The organism is Micromonospora sp. NPDC005173, from assembly GCF_040608515.1.
In the GTDB taxonomy this organism is placed as follows: Bacteria; Actinomycetota; Actinomycetes; order Mycobacteriales; family Micromonosporaceae; genus Micromonospora.
In genome coordinates, this window is the sequence record NZ_JBEXIK010000044.1 from 1 (window position 1) to 17,076 (window position 17,076).

Genomic DNA, 17,076 nt, shown 5'->3' on the forward strand with positions numbered 1-17,076 from the left:
GACTCCGCCGACCCGAACCAGGCCTCCTACGAGGTCACCGTCGAGCACCTCGCCGACTGGATCGCCACCCGCGGCTACGCCACCAGCTGACACCCAACAACCAACAACGAAGGGCCGGACCCCCACCAGGGGCCCGGCCCTTCGTCGTCATTTCCATCAACTGCGGCATGTATTGACAAGTGTCGACGTCGGGGTGAGGCTGGGACGGGAGAGCGCTCTCTCGCACCCGGGCACAACAGACCACCACCAAAGTCTGGCCAAGGGCAAACTCCGATGTCTTCGGCGGCGGCGCCGGAGCTGTCCCTGACCCGTCCCCCCGACAGGAGTCACGAGATGGACAGGGCCGCACCCCTCTCCGGCATCCACCGCCGGCTGCGCCTCGCCACGGCGATCGGCGCACTGCTGGCGCTACTCGGCACGTACATCGTGTCGACCACCGACCGGGCCGACGCCGCCTCGGGCGTCAACGTCATCCGGGTCGCCGAGTTCCCCGCCGACTGCACGTACAGCCACCGGCTGCCGGACGACCCGATCATCTTCCCCGGCCTGCCCGGTGCCTCGCACATGCACAGCTTCTTCGGCAGCACGGTGACGAACGCCCACACCACGCTCCCCGACCTGGTGAACTCTCCGACCACCTGTAACCCGCGGACGGACGTCTCGTCGTACTGGGTGCCGACGCTGTACAACAACAATGTGCCGGTCGAGCCGGCCATCTCCACGTTCTACTACCTGGGTGAGGGCGTACGCGCGGACGTCGTCGCGGCCACCCAGCCCATTCCGCAGGGGCTGCGGATCGTGGCGGGCAACGCTCGGGCGACGGGGCCGAACGAGAGCATCGCCCGCTGGTCGTGCCTGCACGCCGGGCACGTGCCCCCGTCGAAGGACTTCGTCAACTGCCCGGCCGGCACCATGCTGGAGTCGTACCTGGACTTCCCGCAGTGTTGGAACGGCCGCGACCTGGATTCGGCCGACCACAAGAGCCACATGGCGTACCCGGTGAATCAGGCCTGCCCGGCGACGCACCCGGTGCACGTGCCGAAGCTGCGGCAGGTGCTGCGGTACCCGGTCACCGGCAACCCCGCGCAGTTCCGGCTGGCCTCCGGTGCGGGCTACACGATGCACGGAGACTTCTTCAACGCCTGGCCGGTGGCGGAGATGGCACGCCGCGTCCAGGACTGCATCCGTCCGGTGATCAAGTGCGGGCACGACGGCCGACCGATCTGAGCCGACACGTTCGACCCGAGGGCGGGCTCGGTCACGACGGGCCCGCCCGCCCGGGCGGAAAGGAGGTCGGATGCGGGCCCTCGTCGCCGCACCGCCCACTCTGCTCATCGCAGTTCTGCTCGTCGCCGGCTGCGCTGCCGGGTCACCGGCCCCGGTCGGCAGCACCGCACCGTCCGCGATCGTGCCGCCGGCAGTCGCAGCGCCGAGCGCGGTGCCAGCCACGGGTACGGCAGGAGCGTTCAGCGGCACCGACATCGCCTGGCTCCAGTTGACGGTGGCGATGGCCGAACGACTGCAGCCGGTACTCGACCTGGTGCCGGCCCGGACCACCGACCCGGCGTGGCGGATGCTGGCCGCTCAGGTCGGGGCGGCCCACCGCGCCGATCTGGACCGGTCCCGCCGGCTGCTGGCCGACTCGGGTGCGCCGGCGACCAACCTGCATGAGGGGCACGACATGCCAGGCATGATCACCGGCGAGGAGCTGACCGCGCTGCGGTCGGCCGCCGGGAAGCCGTTCGACCGGCTGCTCGCTCAGCACCTGCGCGCGCACCTGGCGCAGTCGGTCCGGATCGCCGCCGCCGAGCAGCAGGGTGGAGTCCATCCGGCGACCACCGCGTTGGCCGCGGCCGTGGTCCGGGGCGGCAACGCCGAACTCGCGCGGCTCGACGGGCTCGACGGTGCGCCGAGCCGCTGACCCCTCAGCCCCGGTTGGTGACGATCTCGTCGAGCAGCGCCGGACACTCGCCAGCCGAGCCCGCCGACAGCGACGCTCAGGCGGTGTAGCGGGCGGCCAGGTCCACGGTGCGTCGGGCTGCGGCGACCATCGCCCGGTCGGCGAACCGGCCGTCCGGCAGCACCACCGTCCCCGAGTCCCGCCGGTGCGCCTCGGCCACCGCGGCCAGCAGCTCCGCGGCGCGGGCCACCTCCCGATCGGCCGGCCGGAACGCCTCGGCGATCACCGGCAGTTGGCGCGGGTGGATCGCCGCGCGGCCGAGGAAGCCGAGCCGCCGACCCACCGCGCAGGAGGCGGCCAGGCCGGCGTGGTCGGCGACGTCCGCGTACACCGACATCGCCGGCGGGACCAGTCCGGCGGCGCGGGCCGCGACCACTACCCGACCGCGCGCCCAGAGCAACCCGTCGTCATCGCTCACCCCGAGGTCGGAGCGGAGGTCGGCCTCGCCGAGCCCGATCGAGGCCACCGCGGGGTGGGCGGACGCGATCGGGTACGCCGCCTCCAGCCCGAGCGCCGACTCGACCAGCGGGTGCAGCGGCACGTCGACCCGGTCGGCGAGCGCCGCGACCGTCGCGGCCGACTCCACCTTCGGCAGGCGCAGCCCGGCCAGCCCGGGCCGACCGGACACCGCGGCCAGGTCGGCGTCGACGTCCGGCCCGGTCAGCTCGTTGACCCGGACCTGCACCGGAACCGGCTGCACCTCGGCGAGGAACTCGGCGACCGCGTCCCGGGCGTACGCCTTACGCCCGGCGACAACGGCGTCCTCAAGGTCGAGGATGACCGCGTCGGCACCCGAGGCGACCGCCTTGGCGAACCGGTCCGGGCGGTCGCCGGGCACGTAGAGCCAGCTGAGCAGCATCAGAGCACGCCCCGCTCGCGCAGCGCGGCCAATTCGTCGGCGCTCAGGCCGAGCGCGCCGAACACCTCGTCGGTGTCCTGGCCGTGCCGCCGACCGGCGTGCCGGATCTCCCCTGGAGTGTCGGTGAGTCGGAACGGCACGTTCTGCATCCGCACCTCGCCCAGCTCCTCGTCCGGGATGCTGCGCACGGTGCCCAGCGCCGCGTACTGCGGGTCGGCGAGGATGTCCCGCACGTCGTAGACCGGCGCGACCGCCGCCTGCGCCGCCTCGAACGCGGCCACCACCTCGTCCCGGTCCCGCTTCGCCACCCAGGCGCTCACGGCGGCGTCCAACTCGTCGGCGTGCTCGGCTCGGCCGCTGCCGGTGGCGAACCACGGCTCGTCGATCAGCTCGGGTCGGCCGACCAGCCGCAGCACCCGCTCGGCGATGCTCTGCGCGCTGGTGGAGACCGCCACCCAGCGCCCGTCCGAGCACCGGTAGGTGTTGCGCGGGGCGTTGTTGTTGGACCGGTTGCCCAGCCGGGGCTGGATGTAGCCGAGCTGGTCGTACCAGGTGATCTGCGGGCCGAGCATCGCCATGATCGGCTCGATGATGGCGAGGTCCACCACCTGCCCGGCGCCGGTGGCGTCCCGGGCCCGCAGGGCCAGCATCACCGCGTACGCGGCGGCCAGCGCGCTCACCGAGTCGGCCAACCCGAACGGGGGCAGGGTGGGTGGGCCGTCCGGTTCTCCGGTGGCCGCGGCGAAGCCGCTCATCGCCTCGGCGAGGGTGCCGAAGCCGGGCCGGCGGGCGTACGGGCCGACCTGCCCGAAACCACTGATCCGGGTGATCACGAGCCGGGGATTGACCGCGTGCAGCTCGACCGGGCCGAGCCCCCACCGCTCCAGCGTGCCTGGACGGAAGTTTTCCACCAGCACGTCGGCGTCGGCGAGCAGCCGGAGCAGCAGCGCGGCGCCGTCCGGGTCGGACAGGTTGAGGGTGACGGTCCGCTTGTTGCGGCCGAGCACCTTCCACCAGAGCCCGACGCCGTCCCGGGCCGGGCCGTGACCCCGCGACGGGTCCGGCTTGGCCGGGTGCTCCACTTTGATCACGTCGGCGCCGAAGTCGCCGAGGAACGCGGCCGCGAGCGGCCCGGCGAAGAGGGTGGCCAGGTCGACCACCTTCACCCCGTCGAGCGGGCCACGGGTGGCACGCCCGGCCCCCGGATCAGTCGCGGCGGTCACGGCGTTCCCTTCGTCGGGTCGAGGGCGGCGAGGAAGACGTCGCCGTTGCCGAGGGCGCCGCCGCCCACCGGCGCTCCGGCGGTGAGCCCGCTGACCAGCAGCCGGCCGTCGGCGCCGAGGGTCGCGTAGACGTTCTCCTCGCCGAACGGGTCGGCTGCGTCGTCCCGGACCGTGCCGTACTGGGCGACGCCGAGTTGGCGTCCCCGGGCGTCGAGCCGCACGGTCAGCACGTCCGCGCCGCCGACCGGCAGCCCGAGCGTGCTGTTGGTGAACCCGACCACGGCGACCGCGCCGTCGGGCAGCGGCACCACCTCCGCGCCGGCATCGGCCCCGTGGCCGCCGGTCACGGTCCGCCAGCGTTGCCGACCGGTCGAGGTGTACGCGACGGTCAGCACGTCGCTGCCACCGTTGGTCGCCTCGCCGCCGGTGGAGCCGGTGGCCAGCACCGTGCCGGTGGAGCTGATCGCGACGCCGCCGAGCAGGTCGTCTCCGGCGCCGCCCACCGAGGTCACCCAGCTGCGGGTGCCGGCCGGGTCGTACCGGGCCAGCCAGCCGTCTGCGCCGCCGAGCGCCGTCGTGCCCGGCAGGCCGGCCGAGGTGCCGCCGGCCACGTACACGCCCTGCGCGTCGGCCATCACCGCGTACGCCTTGTCCTCGCCTGGCCCGCCGAACTGCCGGCTCCAGGCGACGCGCCCGTCCGGGCCGATCCGGGCCAGCACGGCGTCCTTGTCGCCGGCACCGGTCTCGCCGGCGAACGAGCCACTGGTGTAGCCGGCGACGTACGCACCGCCGTCCGGCGCTGGCGCGACGGCGTAGAACCGGTCCGCCTTCGTCGGGTCACCGGCCTGGGTCAGCCAGGCCCGCTGCCCGGACCCGGTCAGCCGGGTCACCAAGGCGTCGTCGGCCGGGTTGCCGGGGTGCTTTCCGTCCAGGTCGCCGCGGGTGTAGCCGGCGGCGATGACCCCGCCGTCGGCGAGCGGCATCAGCCCGTAGAGGCGGTCGTTCGCGGCGGTGCCGAACTGGGTCGTCCACCGCGCGGTCGTGCCGTCGGCGGCGAGCCGGCTCACCACCGCGTCCAGCCCGCCGGCGTACGGCTGGCCGTCGACCGGGCCGGAGGCGGCGTAGCCGATGGTGGTCGTGCCATCCTGGTGGGCGGCGACGCCGCCGGCCCAGTCCGTGCCCGCGCTGCCGTGGACCGGCCCGGGCAGCCCGGCCGGCGGAGTGACGCTCAACGTGCCGGCGAGGTGCTTCAGACCGTCCACGAAGGCGGGTCGCCAGACATCCCAGTCGTGCCCCCCGTCGAGCACCCGCAGCTCGGCGGCGACCCCGTCGGCGCGGCGCACCGTGTTGTAGAGGGTGGCCGCCTCGTAGTCGAGGTCGTGCGCGGCGTCGGCCGGGTCGGGGTTGGCCCACTCGTCATCGCCGACCGCGACGTACATCCGGACCGGGGACTCCGGGTCCAGGCCGGGCAGCAGGGCGGGGTAGTTCAGCTGCTGGTAGACCTCGTCGGAGAAGCGCTGCGCGCCCGAGCCGAAGGCACCGAACTCGCGCGCCGACGAGTCGGCCGGCGGCAGTGGCCGGTAGACCGCCGGGCTGAGCACCAGCGCGTTGGCGAAGAGGTCCTGGTGGGCGAGGGCGTAGCGCAGCGCCCCGGCGCCGCCCATCGAGTAGCCGCCGACCAGGCGGGCGCCGCGGTGCGCGGCGGTGCGGTAGGTGGCGTCGACATGCGCCACCAGGTCGCGGGTGAGCGCGGTCTCCACCGGCCGGCCCGGGTCGTCCGCGCCGGTGTAGGAGGAGTCGACGTACCAGTTACCCCGGCTGCTCCACGGCGCGTCGGGCAGCACCGCGATCACCGGCGACACCTCGCCGTCGGCGATCATCCGGTCCAGGTCGGCCTTCACCTGGGTCCACGCCTGCATGGTGTCGCCCCGCCCGTGCAACAGGTACAGCACCGGGTAGCGGGCGGCGGTCGCATTGGCGTACCCGTACGGCAGGTAGACGGTGTAGTCGATGGTCCCGTCCAACGCCGGGGACGGCGCGGACGCGGTGGTCAGCGTGCCCGCGCGAAGGCGCTCCGCACTCGCCCCAACCGGTACCGCGCCGGTCAGTCCCAGCGCGAGGAGCACGGCGGCCACGCCGCCGCCGATCCGCCAGCGTCTGCCCATCAGGTCACTCCTTGGGGGTCGGAAGGTCTGCGGCACAGCGGAAGCCCACCTGGTCTGAGCGGGTGAGCCCGGCGCCGGTCAGTAGCAGCTTCACCGAGACGTCCGCCGGCTGCGGGCCGCCGTCGAGGTACCAGTCGGAGCCGTCCGCCCGGTACCCGGCGCCGCCCTTGAGGATGACGAATCGGGTACGTCCGTCGGAGTGCTCGCTCTCGGTCAGGTTCCACACCAGCGGCTCCCGGCGGACGAGCAGCCCTGCCTCGGCGGCCACCTGCCACTCGTCCTCGGTGGGCAGCCGCAGCCCGGCCCACGCCGCGTACGCCCGGGCGTCGGCCAGTTCCACCCCGGTCACCGGTGCGTCGGCCGGCCCGCGCCCCGCGGTGAACCGCTCGGGGCGCACCGGCCGGTAGTCGGTGGCCCGCAGGAACTCGGCGTACTCGCCGTGGGTGACCTCGTGGGTGGCGATGGCGAACCGGCCGAGCCGGACGCTGCGGCGCAGCGTGCCGGTGTGGTGCAGGCGGGGTGGCAGCGGCTTCCACTCGTCGACGTAGGGTGCCTCGCCGTACAGCCCGGTCTCCCGGACCCGGTGCCGGACCACCAGCTCCCGCCGGCCGGCCTCGACGGCGGCCATGCCTCGCGGCAACTGCGGCCGGGGTGCCCACGGAGTCCGGACGCGTACCGCGGAGCGGGCCGGGAAGGACGGGTCGCCGGTGGGTGGCTCGTGCCGGTGCACGGCGGCGTCGGTGACGAGCACGGCGGCGATCGCGCCGGCCGGCAGCGGACCGCCCACCGCCAGCCGGCCGTCACCGGTCTCGGTGACGGTCAGCTCGGCGCCGGTGACCAGGTCGACGAATCGTCGGTCGGCCTGGGCCTCGGTGACCAGCCACGGCCCGTCGTGGTCCGCGCCCCGGTTCACCACCGTCCACAGGGGCTCGTCTTCGTGCGTCCAGCGGGACGCGTACACCTGGCCCTGGCCGGCGTGGTCGGCGAGCGGGACCCAGTCCTCGGCGCGCAACCACGCCGCGTGGCTGGCCTGCACCCGGCGCATCGCCCGCAGCACCGCCCGGTCCCGGTCGTTCCAGCCGACCCAGACGCCGAAGACGCTCTCCCACACCAGCACCCCGACGCCGTTGAGCCAGGCCGAGTGCAACTCGTCGAGGTGGTCGCGGTGCCAACGGCGGGTGTGGTGCAGCACGTGCCGCCGCTCGAACCACTTCGCCCGCAGCACGCCGGGCACCTCGGAGTCGGCGAACCACTGCGCCCACGACATCGAGTGGTCGGCGATCCGGGCCAGCGGGACCCGACTCTCGCCTTCGAGGACCATGCCGGGGCGGACCGCGTCCAGCGCGGCGCGCAGCTCTCCGGCACCTTCCTTGAGGGTGTCCAGGAAGACGCCGTCGACGCCGAGCTTGCCGGCCAGCGCCGCGACCTCCTCGGCGTCGCTGCCCGGCTCGCGGCGGGTGCCGGTGTCCCACGGGTTGTAGTCGATGAAGACCCGCACCCCGCGCTCCTGGAACGCGCGCACCACCTCGGGCAGCTCCGGCACGTCCCGGTACCAGTCGAACTGGTTACGGTCGTCCAGGCCGATCACCGGGTACGCGTGCCAGAGCACCACCCCGTCGAAGCCGCCGAAATCCTGCCCGGCCGCGTCGAGGAAGTCGTCGACGGTGAAGACGCCGCGCTTGTGGTCGTAGAGCGCCTCGTCCCAGAGCCAGATCAGGCAGACGCTGAAGCAGTCGCCGGCGATCTCGTCGTAGTGCGTGCCGGTGTAGCCGATCCGGGCCCGGGCCTCGGCCCGCCAGCGGGTGAGTTGCTCCCGCCAGGCCGGCCAGACGGCCGGGTCGGCCGGCGCGGCGAAGATCTTCGCTTCGTCCAGGGTGGTCAGGTCGGCGTGCCCGCCGAGCGGCACCTCGGTCGGCCGGTCGATCGGGCGCGGGACATACGGGTTGAAGCTCACGGGGTACCTCGGTAGGTCGCGTCGTAGAGGGCGTCGATGGCGGACCGCTCAGGCAGGGCGGTGGACGCGCCGGGCCGCTGAGCGCAGGCCGCGCCGGCAGAGCATGCCCAGCGCAGGCTCGCCGTGACGGTGTCCTCGGTGCTGGCGCCGCCACGCTCGGCCCAGCCCACCGCGAGCGCGCCGGTGAAGGCGTCGCCCGCGGCGGTGGTGTCCACCGCGTCGATGCGCGGGGCCGGGACGGTCAGGCGCAGACCTCGCCGGTCGGCGTACGCGGCACCGCGCGCGCCGAGGGTCAGCACCACCCGGGGCACCAGCTCCAGCAGGGCGTCGAGCAGCACCGGCGGGTCGTCGGAGAAGACCCCGGCCACGACCGCCGCCTCGTGTTCGTTGACCACCAGCACGTCGACCAGGTCGAGCAGCTCCGTCGGCAGCACGGCGGCCGGCGCGGCGTTCAACACCACGGTGGTGGCCTCCGCCCGGGCCCAGTCGGCCGCACGGACCACGGCGGCCAGCGGCACCTCCAGTTGGAGCAGCAGCACGTCCGCCGCGGCGATCGTCTCCCGGTCGTCGGCGTCCAGCTCGGTCAACGTGCCGTTGGCGCCGGGCGCGACCACGATGAAGTTCTCCGCGTCCCGGTCGACGGCGATCAGCGCGATGCCGGAGGGACCGGCGACGGTCCGCAGGCCGCGAACGTCGACCCCCGCGCCGACCAGGCTCGCCCGCATCTGCGTACCGAACTCGTCGTCGCCGACCGCGCCCACGAAGTCGCAGGCGGCACCGGCCCGTGCGGCGGCGACCGCCTGGTTGGCGCCCTTGCCGCCGGGCACGGTCCGGAAGTTCTCGCCGAGCACCGTCTCACCGGGGCGGGGCAGCCGCGACGCGGTCACCACCAGGTCCAGGTTGCTGCTGCCCACCACCGCCACGCGCGCGCTCATGCGGGGCTCCTTTCCGTCCACCGGTGCTGGTTCACGACCCGCTCCCCGGCTGGGCCAGGGCCTGGGTACGCTCGGCCAGCTCGTCGAAGCCGATCCCGTCGAAGCCGGCGATGCTGCTGGCCAGCCGGTTGCGCAGCGGGGCGACCCACCGCGCCGGCAGCCCGGACGCCCCGGTGAGCGCCCCGGTGACCGCACCGACCGTCGCGCCGGTCGAGTCGGTGTCCCAGCCGCCGCTGACCACCGCGGTGATGGACCGCTCCAGGTCACCTCGGCCGTACGCCAGCGCGGCGGCCACCAGCGCGGCGTTGTTGCGTACGTGCACCCAGTGCAGGTGGCCGTGCCGGACATACAGCTCGTCGACCACGCGTTCCCAGTCGTCGGCCCCCGCGCCGAGAGCGCGCGCCTCGCGGACCGTGGCCGCGAACCGACTGCGCGGCGGCAGCACCGCCTCGGCGGCGTCCAGCACCTCGTCCACGCTCGCGGCGACCGGCGCGGCGGCGGCCAGGGCGGCGGCCCAGATCGCGCCGTGCACCCCGCCCCGGACGTGGCTGACGGTCGCGTCCCGCCAGGCCAGCTCCGCGGCCCGGTCCGGCCGGCCGGGGTTGACCCAGCCGTACACGTCGGTGCGGATCTGCGCACCGATCCACTCCCGGAACGGGTTGTGCCGACGGGCGCTCTCTGGTGGAGCGAGCCCGAGCAGCAGGTTCCGGTACGCCACCCGCTCGGCGGTGAAGACCCGCCCGGCGGGCAGCCAGTCCAGCCACGCCTGCGCCACGTCGGCGCTGGTGAAGTCCCGCCCGTGCGTCTCCAGCACCCGCAGCGCCAGCAGCGCGTAGTTCAGGTCGTCGTCCTCGGGCATGCCGTCGATGTTCTCGGCGAGGCTGGTCGGTGCGCTGCGCCGGTTCCACGGCCAGCGGGCGGCGACCTCGGCCGGCAGCCCCTTCGCGGTGAACCAGTCGCGCAGCGGCCACCGGTCGGTCGCCGTGAGGATCTCCCGGATTCCCTCCCGGGGGATCTTCTCCACCGGCTTGCCGAGCAGGCAGCCGGCCGCCCGGCCGAGCCACGCGCCGTGCAGCCGGTCGTGCGTCACGTCGGTCGGCAGCGACCAACTCGTCGGCCATTCGGCCCGGAGTGCGGCCAGCTCATCCGGCTCATCGTCGGCGGCGACGGCGGGCAGCGCGTCGGCGGCGTCCAGCAGCTCCGCCGCGAGCGCCCGCAGCGCCGGCGACGCCGGGGTCGGCGACGCCCCGCTGACCGGCGGGGTCAGGTCCCCGCCGGCCACGGCCCACCGCTGGGCGAGCGCCGCGACGTCGCGCCCCTCGTCCCGGCTGGCCGCCAACTCGTGCGGCAGCAGGTCCTCCGGCTGAACCCAGGTGATCCTCACCGGGGCGACTCGCCGTCGGATGCCTCCGCCACGGCCCGACCGGCGCCGCCGGCCAGCCCGGCGAAGCGCTCCGCCCGCCGGGTGAACCGGGCCTGGTCCCGCTCGAAGACCTCGCCGGCCACCGCCGCGAGAACCCGGGCCGGCTCCACCAGGTTGGTCCGGGAGGCGGTGGCGACCACCTCGGACCACTCCGCCGGCACCGCCGCGGCGCCGCCGAGCGCCCCGGCGATGGCAGCGGCCATCGTGGCGGTGGAGTCGGCGTCCCGGCCGTAGTTGACCGCACCGAGCACCGCCGGGCGGAACTCGCCGCCGGCCACCACGAGCATGCCGATGGCCACCGGCAGCTCCTCGATGGCGTGCAGCCGACTGGGCCGTCGCGCGCCGAGCCCGGGGCTCCGGTACTCCTCCCCCACCGTGTCGAAGGGGGCGACCGCGGCGCGCAACGCCGGAATCGCCTGCTTCCAGTCGTGGTGGCTCCGGGCCTCCTTGACCACCGCGTCGATGGCCGCCCGGGTGCCGTCTCGGGCCAGGTCCAGCGCCGCCGTGACGACGTCCTCGACGCCCGCGCCGGGGGTCGCCGCCGCGGCGACCGCCGCCGCGAAGACGGCGGCGGCCTCCCGCCCGTAGCTGTGCTGGTGCGCTCCGGCGATCTCCACCGCCTCGGCGTACGCCCCGGCCGGGTCGCCCGCGTTGACGATGCCGACCGGGGCCATGTACATGGCCGCACCACAGTTGACGATGTTGCCGACCCCGGCCTCGCGCGGGTCCGCGTGAGCGTGGTGCAGGCGGGTGACCAACCACCGCTCGGCGGCCGCGAGCCGGTGGAAGGTCACCCCCTCCCGCTCCAGGTCGGGGATGTAGACCACCCGCTCGATCAGATCGGGGACCAGCAGCTCCACCACGTCGTACGCGTCGAGGTGGTCCCGTTTGGCCGCATAGGCGCGGACCAGGGCGTGGGTCATCAACGTGTCGTCGGTGATGTGCCCGTCGCCCTTGTGGTACGGCGCGAGCGGTCGCGCGGTGGACCAGTCGGCGTGGTACGGGGGCACGATGCCCTCGACCCAGCCGCCGAACCGCGCGCGGATCTGCTCCGGCAGTGCCGTCTCGGTGGCGCCGCCAAGGGCGTCTCCGACCGCGGCGCCGACCAGGCAGCCGACCGATGTGTCGAGCAAGAGTGACATGTCCTACCTCAGAACCTGCTTGCCACCGTCGACCAGCTGCGTACCGAGCTGATCGAGGGTGATCTTGTTGGCGAAGTACTGCTGGAGAGCCGGGGTGGCGTACTTGGTCTTCCACTCCGGGTAGCCGTCGGCCTGCTGGAACGGGGCGACGGTCAGGTCCGCGGCGCTGTCCGCGGCGACGTCCCAGCCCTGCTTGCCGGCGGTGAGCTTGACCAGTTCCTCGTTGGCCTGCTTGCCGGTCGGTACCAGCCAGTCACCCTTGGCCAGCGCGGCCATGTTGGTCGGGTTCAGGAAGTACTCGAGGAACTGCGCGGCCTGCTTCTTGTGCTTGGAATCCTCGGAGACGGACAGCGTCTGCGGGTTGGCCGCCTGCTTGGCGGAGAGCCCCTTCACCGGCGGAAGGGTGACCCATTCGAAGCCGGCCGGTGCCTGCTCGACCATCTGCTGACGCAGCGACACCGAGCCGGGCAGCATGGCGTACTTGCCGCCGAAGAAGCCGGGCAGGGTGTCCGCGCCGCTCATGCCGAGCGCCTCCGGGGAGGCGGACTTCGCGGTGTAGATCATGTCGTGGATCCGCTTCGGGATCTCCTTCTCCGCGTCACCGACCCGCACCTCGGTGCGCCCGCCGTCGGTGTAGAAGAACTTTCCGTCGTAGTTGAGCGCCAGGTTCAGCACCCGGTTTGTCGGCGACTTCAGCGCCCAGGCCACGCCGTACTGGCCGGGCTTGGTGAGCTTCTGCGCGTTGCCCTGGAACTCGTCCCAGGTCCAGCCGCCATCTGCCGGCGGCACCGCGACACCGGCGGCGTCGAGCAGCTTCTTGTTGGCGATGACGACCTGCGACTCCAGCAGGAACGGAATGCCGGTGATCTTGCCGTCGACGGTGGCCGTGTCCCAGACGCCCTGGTCGATCTGGCCCTTCAGATCGTCGGAGACCAGCCCGGAGAGGTCGGCCAGGTAGCCCTGCTTGCTGAACTCGCCGATCGCGGACGCCTCGTAGTGCACGATGTCGGGTGCGTCGCCGCCCTCGAAGGAGGTCAGCAGCTGGTCGTGCACCGAGTTCCAGTCACCCTGGACGTACTCGACCTGGATGTCCGGGTGCTCGGCGTTCCATTTGGCGACGAGGTCCTTGTTGACCTGCAGCGACTCCTTCTGCCAGGCGAGGCTGAGGAAGCGCAGCTTGACTGGGCCGGACGTGGCCTCGTCGCCGCCGCCGTCACCGCACGCGGCGAGCGCGCCGAGGCCGACGACCGCGACCGCGGTGGCCGCGGCGAGTCGACGAAATCGGGTAGGGAGCATGGGGGTTACCTCCTTGGTGGTGGTTGGGGGACGGTTCAGCCCTTGACCGCGCCGGCGAGCGACCCGGACGAGAGCCGGCGTTGCATGAACGCGAAGAAGATCAGGCTGGGCAGCGTGGCCAGCAGTGAGCCGGCGGCCAGCGGCCCGAGTCGGGCGGTGCCCTCGATGCCGACGAACCGGGCCAACGCGACCGGCAGGGTGGCCAGCTCCGGGGTCTTGATCAGCACCAGCGCGAAGAAGAACTCGTTCCAGGCCGAGATGAAGGAGAACAGCGCGGTCGCGACCAGGCCCGGGGCGAGCAGCGGGAAGACCACCCGGCGCAGGACCTGCACCCGGCTCGCACCGTCCACCGAGGCGGCCTCCTCCAGCTCCCGAGGGATGTTGCGGACGAAGCCCTGCAGCATCCAGAGCGCGAACGGCAGCGCCCACACCACGTAGATCAGCACCAGCCCGGCGTGCGTGTTGGCCAGGCCGACCTGCCGCAGCACCAGGAAGATCGGGATGATCAGCAGCACGAACGGGAAGAGCTGGGACAGCAGCACCCAGCCCAGCGCCGCGGTGCCGAGCTTGGAGCGGAACCGGGCCAGCGCGTACGACGCCGGCATGGCGACCAGCACGGTCAGCACCGCCGAGGCGAGCGAGACCTGGAGGCTGTTCAGCGCCGCCCGGCCCAGCTCCTGCTCGGTGAAGGCCTGGACGAAGTTCTGCACCGTCGGGTTGTCCGGGATCAACGTCGGGTGCAGTCGCACCAGCTCCCGCGGCGGCTTGAACGCCGTCGAGAGCAGCCAGACCAGCGGGAAGCCGAGGAAGATCAGGTAGCCGGCGAGCGCCAGGTACTGCAACACACGTCCGGTGCGGCTCGGTTTTCCGAACATCAATGCCCTCCGATCAGGACTGTGCGGCTCGCAAGCTCACTCCTCGCACTGAGCACGACTAGTTCGCCTCCCTCAGCCGGCGGCGGAGATAGACGGCGAGCAGCGCGATGATGATCACGACCATCACGTTGCCGAGCGCCGCCGCGTAGCCGTAGTTGCCGTAGCGGAACGCCTCCTCGTAGGCGAAGAGCATCGGCAGCATCGTCTTGCCGCCCGGCCCGCCCGCGGTCAGCACGTAGACCAGGCCGAACGAGTTGAAGTTCCAGATGAAGTCCAGCGACGTGATCGCCACGATCACCGGGGCCAGGGCGGGCAGCGTGACGTGCCGGAACCGGTGCCAGGTGCTGGCCCCGTCCACCGCCGCCGCCTCGTGCAGCTCGCGGCCCACCCCCTGCAGACCGGCGAGCAGAACGACGGTGGTCTGCGGCATGCCGGCCCAGACCCCGACGAGGATCACGGCGGGCAGCGCGGTGCTGAAGTCGCCGAGCCAGTTGGTCCGCAGCCCGTCGGCGCCGATCTGGTGGAAGAACTCGTTGATCAGTCCAGCGTCCGGGTGGTAGACGAGCTTCCAGAGGATGCCGACCACGACCGGCGGCATCGCCCACGGCACCACGGCCAGCACCCGGGCCACGCCCCGGAACCGCAGCTGCTGGTTGAGCAGCAGGGCCAGCCCGAGGGCGAGCAGGAACTGGAGCACGGTCACCCCGACCGCCCAGAGCAGCCCGATCTTGAACGAGTTCCAGAACAGCTCGTCGCCGAGGAGTTCCCGGTAGTTGGCCAGGCCGGTGAAGCTCACCTCGACGTTGCGCCCGGCCCGGGCGTCGGTGAAGCCGAGGTAGATGCCGCGCAGCAGTGGGAACACCGACAGCACCAGAATCGGCAGCAGCGACGGCAGCAGCAGCAGGTAGATGGTGGTGCGGTCGGAGCGGAACCGGTTCGGCCGACGGGCCGGCTCGGCCCGCTCGACGTCCGGCTGCTCGGCCAGCGTGGTCATGAGGTCACCCCTTCGCTGGACGGGTGGGTGGTCGGTGGGCCGGCCGGCCGAGGGGTCGGCAGCGCCGTGCCACTGGACGCGCGGACGGCGAGGCTCGGTGGCACCTGCTCGCGCCGCGGCGGCAGGGTCGGGTCGGCAATGCGTTGCAGGAGCAGTTCGGCGGCTCGGCGACCGCGCTCGGCCGAGCCGAGCGAGACGCTGGAAAGCTGGGGAAACATCATCCGGGCCAGCTCGGTGTCGTCCATGCCGACCAGGGCGACGTCCTGCGGCACCCGGCGTCCGGCAGCCAGCAGGGCGTGCAACGCGCCGACCGCGATCAGGTCGTTGGCACAGAACAGGGCGTCCGGGTCGGTGCGGGCGAGCAGCCGCTCGGTGGCGGTCCGGCCGGCGGCGTACTGGAAGTCGCCGACCTCGATCAGGTCCTCGTCGAGCGGGATGCCGTGCCGGAGCAGGGCGCTCCGGAAGCCGGCGTCACGCGCGATGCCCGGGACGGTGTCGAGCGGGCCGTTGACGAAGCCGATCCGGCGCCGGCCTGTGGCGACGAGGTGGTCCACGGCCAGCGCCACACCGTGCCGGGAATCGGTACGCACATTGTCCACCGCTGCGTCCGCGCCGAGTTGGCCGACCACCACCACCGGCACCGGGCTGTCCACCATGGCGCTCAGGTGGTCGTCGGTGACCCGGATCGGCGAGACGATCATCCCGTCCACGTAGCGGTTGGCCAGTCGGCGCAGCAAGGCGGTCTCGTTGTCGATCCGCCCGCCGGTGGCGTGCACCAGCAGCTGCCGCCCGGAGGAGGCGACCACCGCCTCGATGGCGCGCATCATCTCCACGTAGACCGGGTTGCCGATGTCCTCGACGGCGAGCGCGACCAGGCCGGTGCGCTGGGACTGCAGCGACCGTGCGATCGCGTTCGGCACGTAGCCCACCTCGGCCGCCGCGGCGCGTACCTTGCGGATCGTCTCCGGGCTGCCGCCGATCCCGTTGAGCACCCGCGAGGCGGACGCGATGGAGACACCGGCCCGGGCGGCGACCGTGTGCACCGTGGGCCGGCCGTCAGCCGATTCCTGTAAACGTTTACGACCCACGTCTGGCACCTCCACCCGATAGCTGTAAACGTTTCCGGGAGTCTGCGCCGCCTACGGCGGAGAGGTCAAGGGCTCGTTACGAAAACGTTTCCAACGACCGACGGCCCGACGGCGAGAGTGACCTCCCGGCCCGGCCACCGGGACCTGAGTCGCCGGTCGTGACTGGCGACGACGATGGCGCCCGGTCCGGTGCCCAACGCCTCCTCCAGTTCGTCGCAGAGCCGCGGCGAGAGATGATTGGTCGGCTCGTCCAGCAGGAGCAGCTCCGGCGGATCGGCGACGAGCACCGCGAGGCCGAGCCGGCGGCGCTGGCCGGCCGACAACTCGCCCGCCGGTCGGTCGAGGTCTGTGGGTGCGAGCAGTCCGAGCGATGACAACGGCACCGCCTCGGCCCGTTCCACACCGACGGTTGTCCGGTACAGCCCCCGGCCGACTCCTTGCGGCACGGGTTTCGCTCACCCTCACCGCGGTGTCGCCACCGACACAAGGACGACTTTGCGCATCTGCACAAGTCAGAAGCTCGCCGAGGGAGAGCCGATCCGAACGGCATACCTGGTCGGGGCCGATGGTGGGCGCAGTGTCATCCGCAAGCCGCCGGCATCGACTTCGTCGGAGCGGAGAGGGCGGGCGTTCCCCGGTGAGCGCGGTACAGGTCGACCGCGCGGCAGTCTTGTTGAAATTCGGTGGCCTGCCGCCCGATCGGCCGCACTGCTTGGGCTTGGCGATCTGGTCGACGGGCTGAGGGATGACGGCCCGGATGCCACGGTGACGTAAGTGCTTGCGGATGGCGTGGGAGGAATACGCCTCGTCTGCTAGGACCACCTCCGGAGTGGTCCGTGGCCGTCCGATCATCCTGGGCAACCGCAAGCGAGCCATGATCTGCGTGAACGCGGGGGCCCGGCTGGCGGCGGGCTGGCCGCCCGCGCGTCCCCGGCCTGTCCCCGGGGTGGAGGTGGAAGGTCAGGGGCCGGCACGACTGTCAGCAACCAAGTGGATCTTGGTAGTGAGTCCGCCGCGTGAGCGGCCGAGGGCATGGTCGTCCGGCTCTCCAACTGGCCACCTTTTGACGCGCCCCGGCGGCGTGTTGATGTACGCGGATGATGGTGGAGTCGACCGCGACGACCCACTCGAGGTCACCTTCGGCATCCACCTGGGTCAGCAG

The 17,076-nt window shown here is 72.9% G+C and carries 13 protein-coding genes and 3 pseudogenes; 3 read left to right on the forward strand and 13 right to left on the reverse strand.

The genetic code is table 11. From position 1 onward, the window contains the following. From ABZV00_RS30700 to ABZV00_RS30710, 3 genes and pseudogenes are all read left to right on the forward strand, one after another. A pseudogene (locus ABZV00_RS30700) lies at positions 1 to 90 on the forward strand (phytochelatin synthase); the annotation flags it as partial. Between the two features lie 243 nt (positions 91 to 333). Next, the gene (locus ABZV00_RS30705; protein ID WP_355612616.1) at positions 334 to 1,227 is read left to right on the forward strand and encodes a DUF1996 domain-containing protein; all 894 of its coding nucleotides are present in this window, start codon (positions 334 to 336) and stop codon (positions 1,225 to 1,227) included. 70 nt (positions 1,228 to 1,297) lie between these two features. After that, positions 1,298 to 1,921 (forward strand): DUF305 domain-containing protein, encoded by a 624-nt coding sequence (locus ABZV00_RS30710; RefSeq protein ID WP_355612619.1) that lies wholly within the window; start codon positions 1,298 to 1,300, stop codon positions 1,919 to 1,921. Positions 1,922 to 1,997: 76 nt separating this feature from the next. Here ABZV00_RS30710 and ABZV00_RS30715 read toward each other — a convergent pair whose 3' ends face one another. The 13 genes and pseudogenes from ABZV00_RS30715 to ABZV00_RS30775 form a co-directional block, all read right to left on the reverse strand. Next, positions 1,998 to 2,819, reverse strand: a complete 822-nt coding sequence (locus ABZV00_RS30715; RefSeq protein WP_355612622.1) for an aldolase/citrate lyase family protein — start codon at positions 2,817 to 2,819, stop codon at positions 1,998 to 2,000. After that, positions 2,819 to 4,042, reverse strand: coding sequence for a CoA transferase (locus ABZV00_RS30720; protein WP_355612625.1), 1,224 nt, complete (start codon positions 4,040 to 4,042; stop codon positions 2,819 to 2,821). The genes ABZV00_RS30715 and ABZV00_RS30720 overlap by 1 nt, the downstream gene beginning before the upstream one ends. Further along, positions 4,039 to 6,207 (reverse strand): alpha/beta hydrolase-fold protein, encoded by a 2,169-nt coding sequence (locus ABZV00_RS30725; RefSeq protein ID WP_355612628.1) that lies wholly within the window; start codon positions 6,205 to 6,207, stop codon positions 4,039 to 4,041. Before ABZV00_RS30725 ends, ABZV00_RS30720 begins: the two co-directional genes overlap by 4 nt. 4 nt (positions 6,208 to 6,211) lie before the next feature. Further along, positions 6,212 to 8,161, reverse strand: coding sequence for an SUMF1/EgtB/PvdO family nonheme iron enzyme (locus ABZV00_RS30730; RefSeq protein ID WP_355612631.1), 1,950 nt, complete (start codon positions 8,159 to 8,161; stop codon positions 6,212 to 6,214). Further along, a complete protein-coding gene (locus ABZV00_RS30735) occupies positions 8,158 to 9,096 on the reverse strand; it encodes a ribokinase (protein WP_355612634.1) in 939 nt (312 codons plus the stop codon). The genes ABZV00_RS30730 and ABZV00_RS30735 overlap by 4 nt, the downstream gene beginning before the upstream one ends. 31 nt (positions 9,097 to 9,127) lie before the next feature. Continuing rightward, on the reverse strand, positions 9,128 to 10,480 hold the full coding sequence (locus ABZV00_RS30740; protein WP_355612637.1) for an ADP-ribosylglycohydrolase family protein: 1,353 nt from the start codon (positions 10,478 to 10,480) through the stop codon (positions 9,128 to 9,130). Further along, positions 10,477 to 11,661, reverse strand: coding sequence for an ADP-ribosylglycohydrolase family protein (locus ABZV00_RS30745; protein WP_355612640.1), 1,185 nt, complete (start codon positions 11,659 to 11,661; stop codon positions 10,477 to 10,479). The genes ABZV00_RS30740 and ABZV00_RS30745 overlap by 4 nt, the downstream gene beginning before the upstream one ends. A 3-nt stretch (positions 11,662 to 11,664) precedes the next feature. Further along, on the reverse strand, positions 11,665 to 12,957 hold the full coding sequence (locus tag ABZV00_RS30750) for a sugar ABC transporter substrate-binding protein (RefSeq protein WP_355612643.1): 1,293 nt from the start codon (positions 12,955 to 12,957) through the stop codon (positions 11,665 to 11,667). Positions 12,958 to 12,992: 35 nt separating this feature from the next. Continuing rightward, positions 12,993 to 13,832 (reverse strand): carbohydrate ABC transporter permease, encoded by an 840-nt coding sequence (locus ABZV00_RS30755; RefSeq protein WP_328415669.1) that lies wholly within the window; start codon positions 13,830 to 13,832, stop codon positions 12,993 to 12,995. Positions 13,833 to 13,890: 58 nt separating this feature from the next. Then, positions 13,891 to 14,826, reverse strand: a complete 936-nt coding sequence (locus ABZV00_RS30760; RefSeq protein ID WP_328415667.1) for a sugar ABC transporter permease — start codon at positions 14,824 to 14,826, stop codon at positions 13,891 to 13,893. Beyond that, complete coding sequence (locus ABZV00_RS30765) at positions 14,823 to 15,929, reverse strand: LacI family DNA-binding transcriptional regulator (RefSeq protein WP_355612647.1); 1,107 nt, start codon at positions 15,927 to 15,929, stop codon at positions 14,823 to 14,825. Before ABZV00_RS30765 ends, ABZV00_RS30760 begins: the two co-directional genes overlap by 4 nt. A gap of 50 nt (positions 15,930 to 15,979) precedes the next feature. Beyond that, positions 15,980 to 16,291: pseudogene (locus ABZV00_RS30770) on the reverse strand (ATP-binding cassette domain-containing protein); the annotation flags it as partial. Positions 16,292 to 16,904: 613 nt separating this feature from the next. Then, a pseudogene (locus tag ABZV00_RS30775) lies at positions 16,905 to 17,055 on the reverse strand (IS5/IS1182 family transposase); the annotation flags it as partial. Between the last annotated feature and the right edge of the window lie 21 nt (positions 17,056 to 17,076).

Coding starts and splice junctions, on each gene's coding strand:
- ABZV00_RS30710 (WP_355612619.1), top strand. CDS start 1,298: ATGCGGGCCCTCGTCGCCGCACCGCCCACTCTGCTCATCGCAGTTCTG.
- ABZV00_RS30735 (WP_355612634.1), bottom strand. CDS start 9,096: ATGAGCGCGCGCGTGGCGGTGGTGGGCAGCAGCAACCTGGACCTGGTG.
- ABZV00_RS30725 (WP_355612628.1), bottom strand. CDS start 6,207: ATGGGCAGACGCTGGCGGATCGGCGGCGGCGTGGCCGCCGTGCTCCTC.
- ABZV00_RS30715 (WP_355612622.1), bottom strand. CDS start 2,819: ATGCTGCTCAGCTGGCTCTACGTGCCCGGCGACCGCCCGGACCGGTTC.
- ABZV00_RS30705 (WP_355612616.1), top strand. CDS start 334: ATGGACAGGGCCGCACCCCTCTCCGGCATCCACCGCCGGCTGCGCCTC.
- ABZV00_RS30750 (WP_355612643.1), bottom strand. CDS start 12,957: ATGCTCCCTACCCGATTTCGTCGACTCGCCGCGGCCACCGCGGTCGCG.
- ABZV00_RS30745 (WP_355612640.1), bottom strand. CDS start 11,661: ATGTCACTCTTGCTCGACACATCGGTCGGCTGCCTGGTCGGCGCCGCG.
- ABZV00_RS30760 (WP_328415667.1), bottom strand. CDS start 14,826: ATGACCACGCTGGCCGAGCAGCCGGACGTCGAGCGGGCCGAGCCGGCC.
- ABZV00_RS30755 (WP_328415669.1), bottom strand. CDS start 13,832: ATGTTCGGAAAACCGAGCCGCACCGGACGTGTGTTGCAGTACCTGGCG.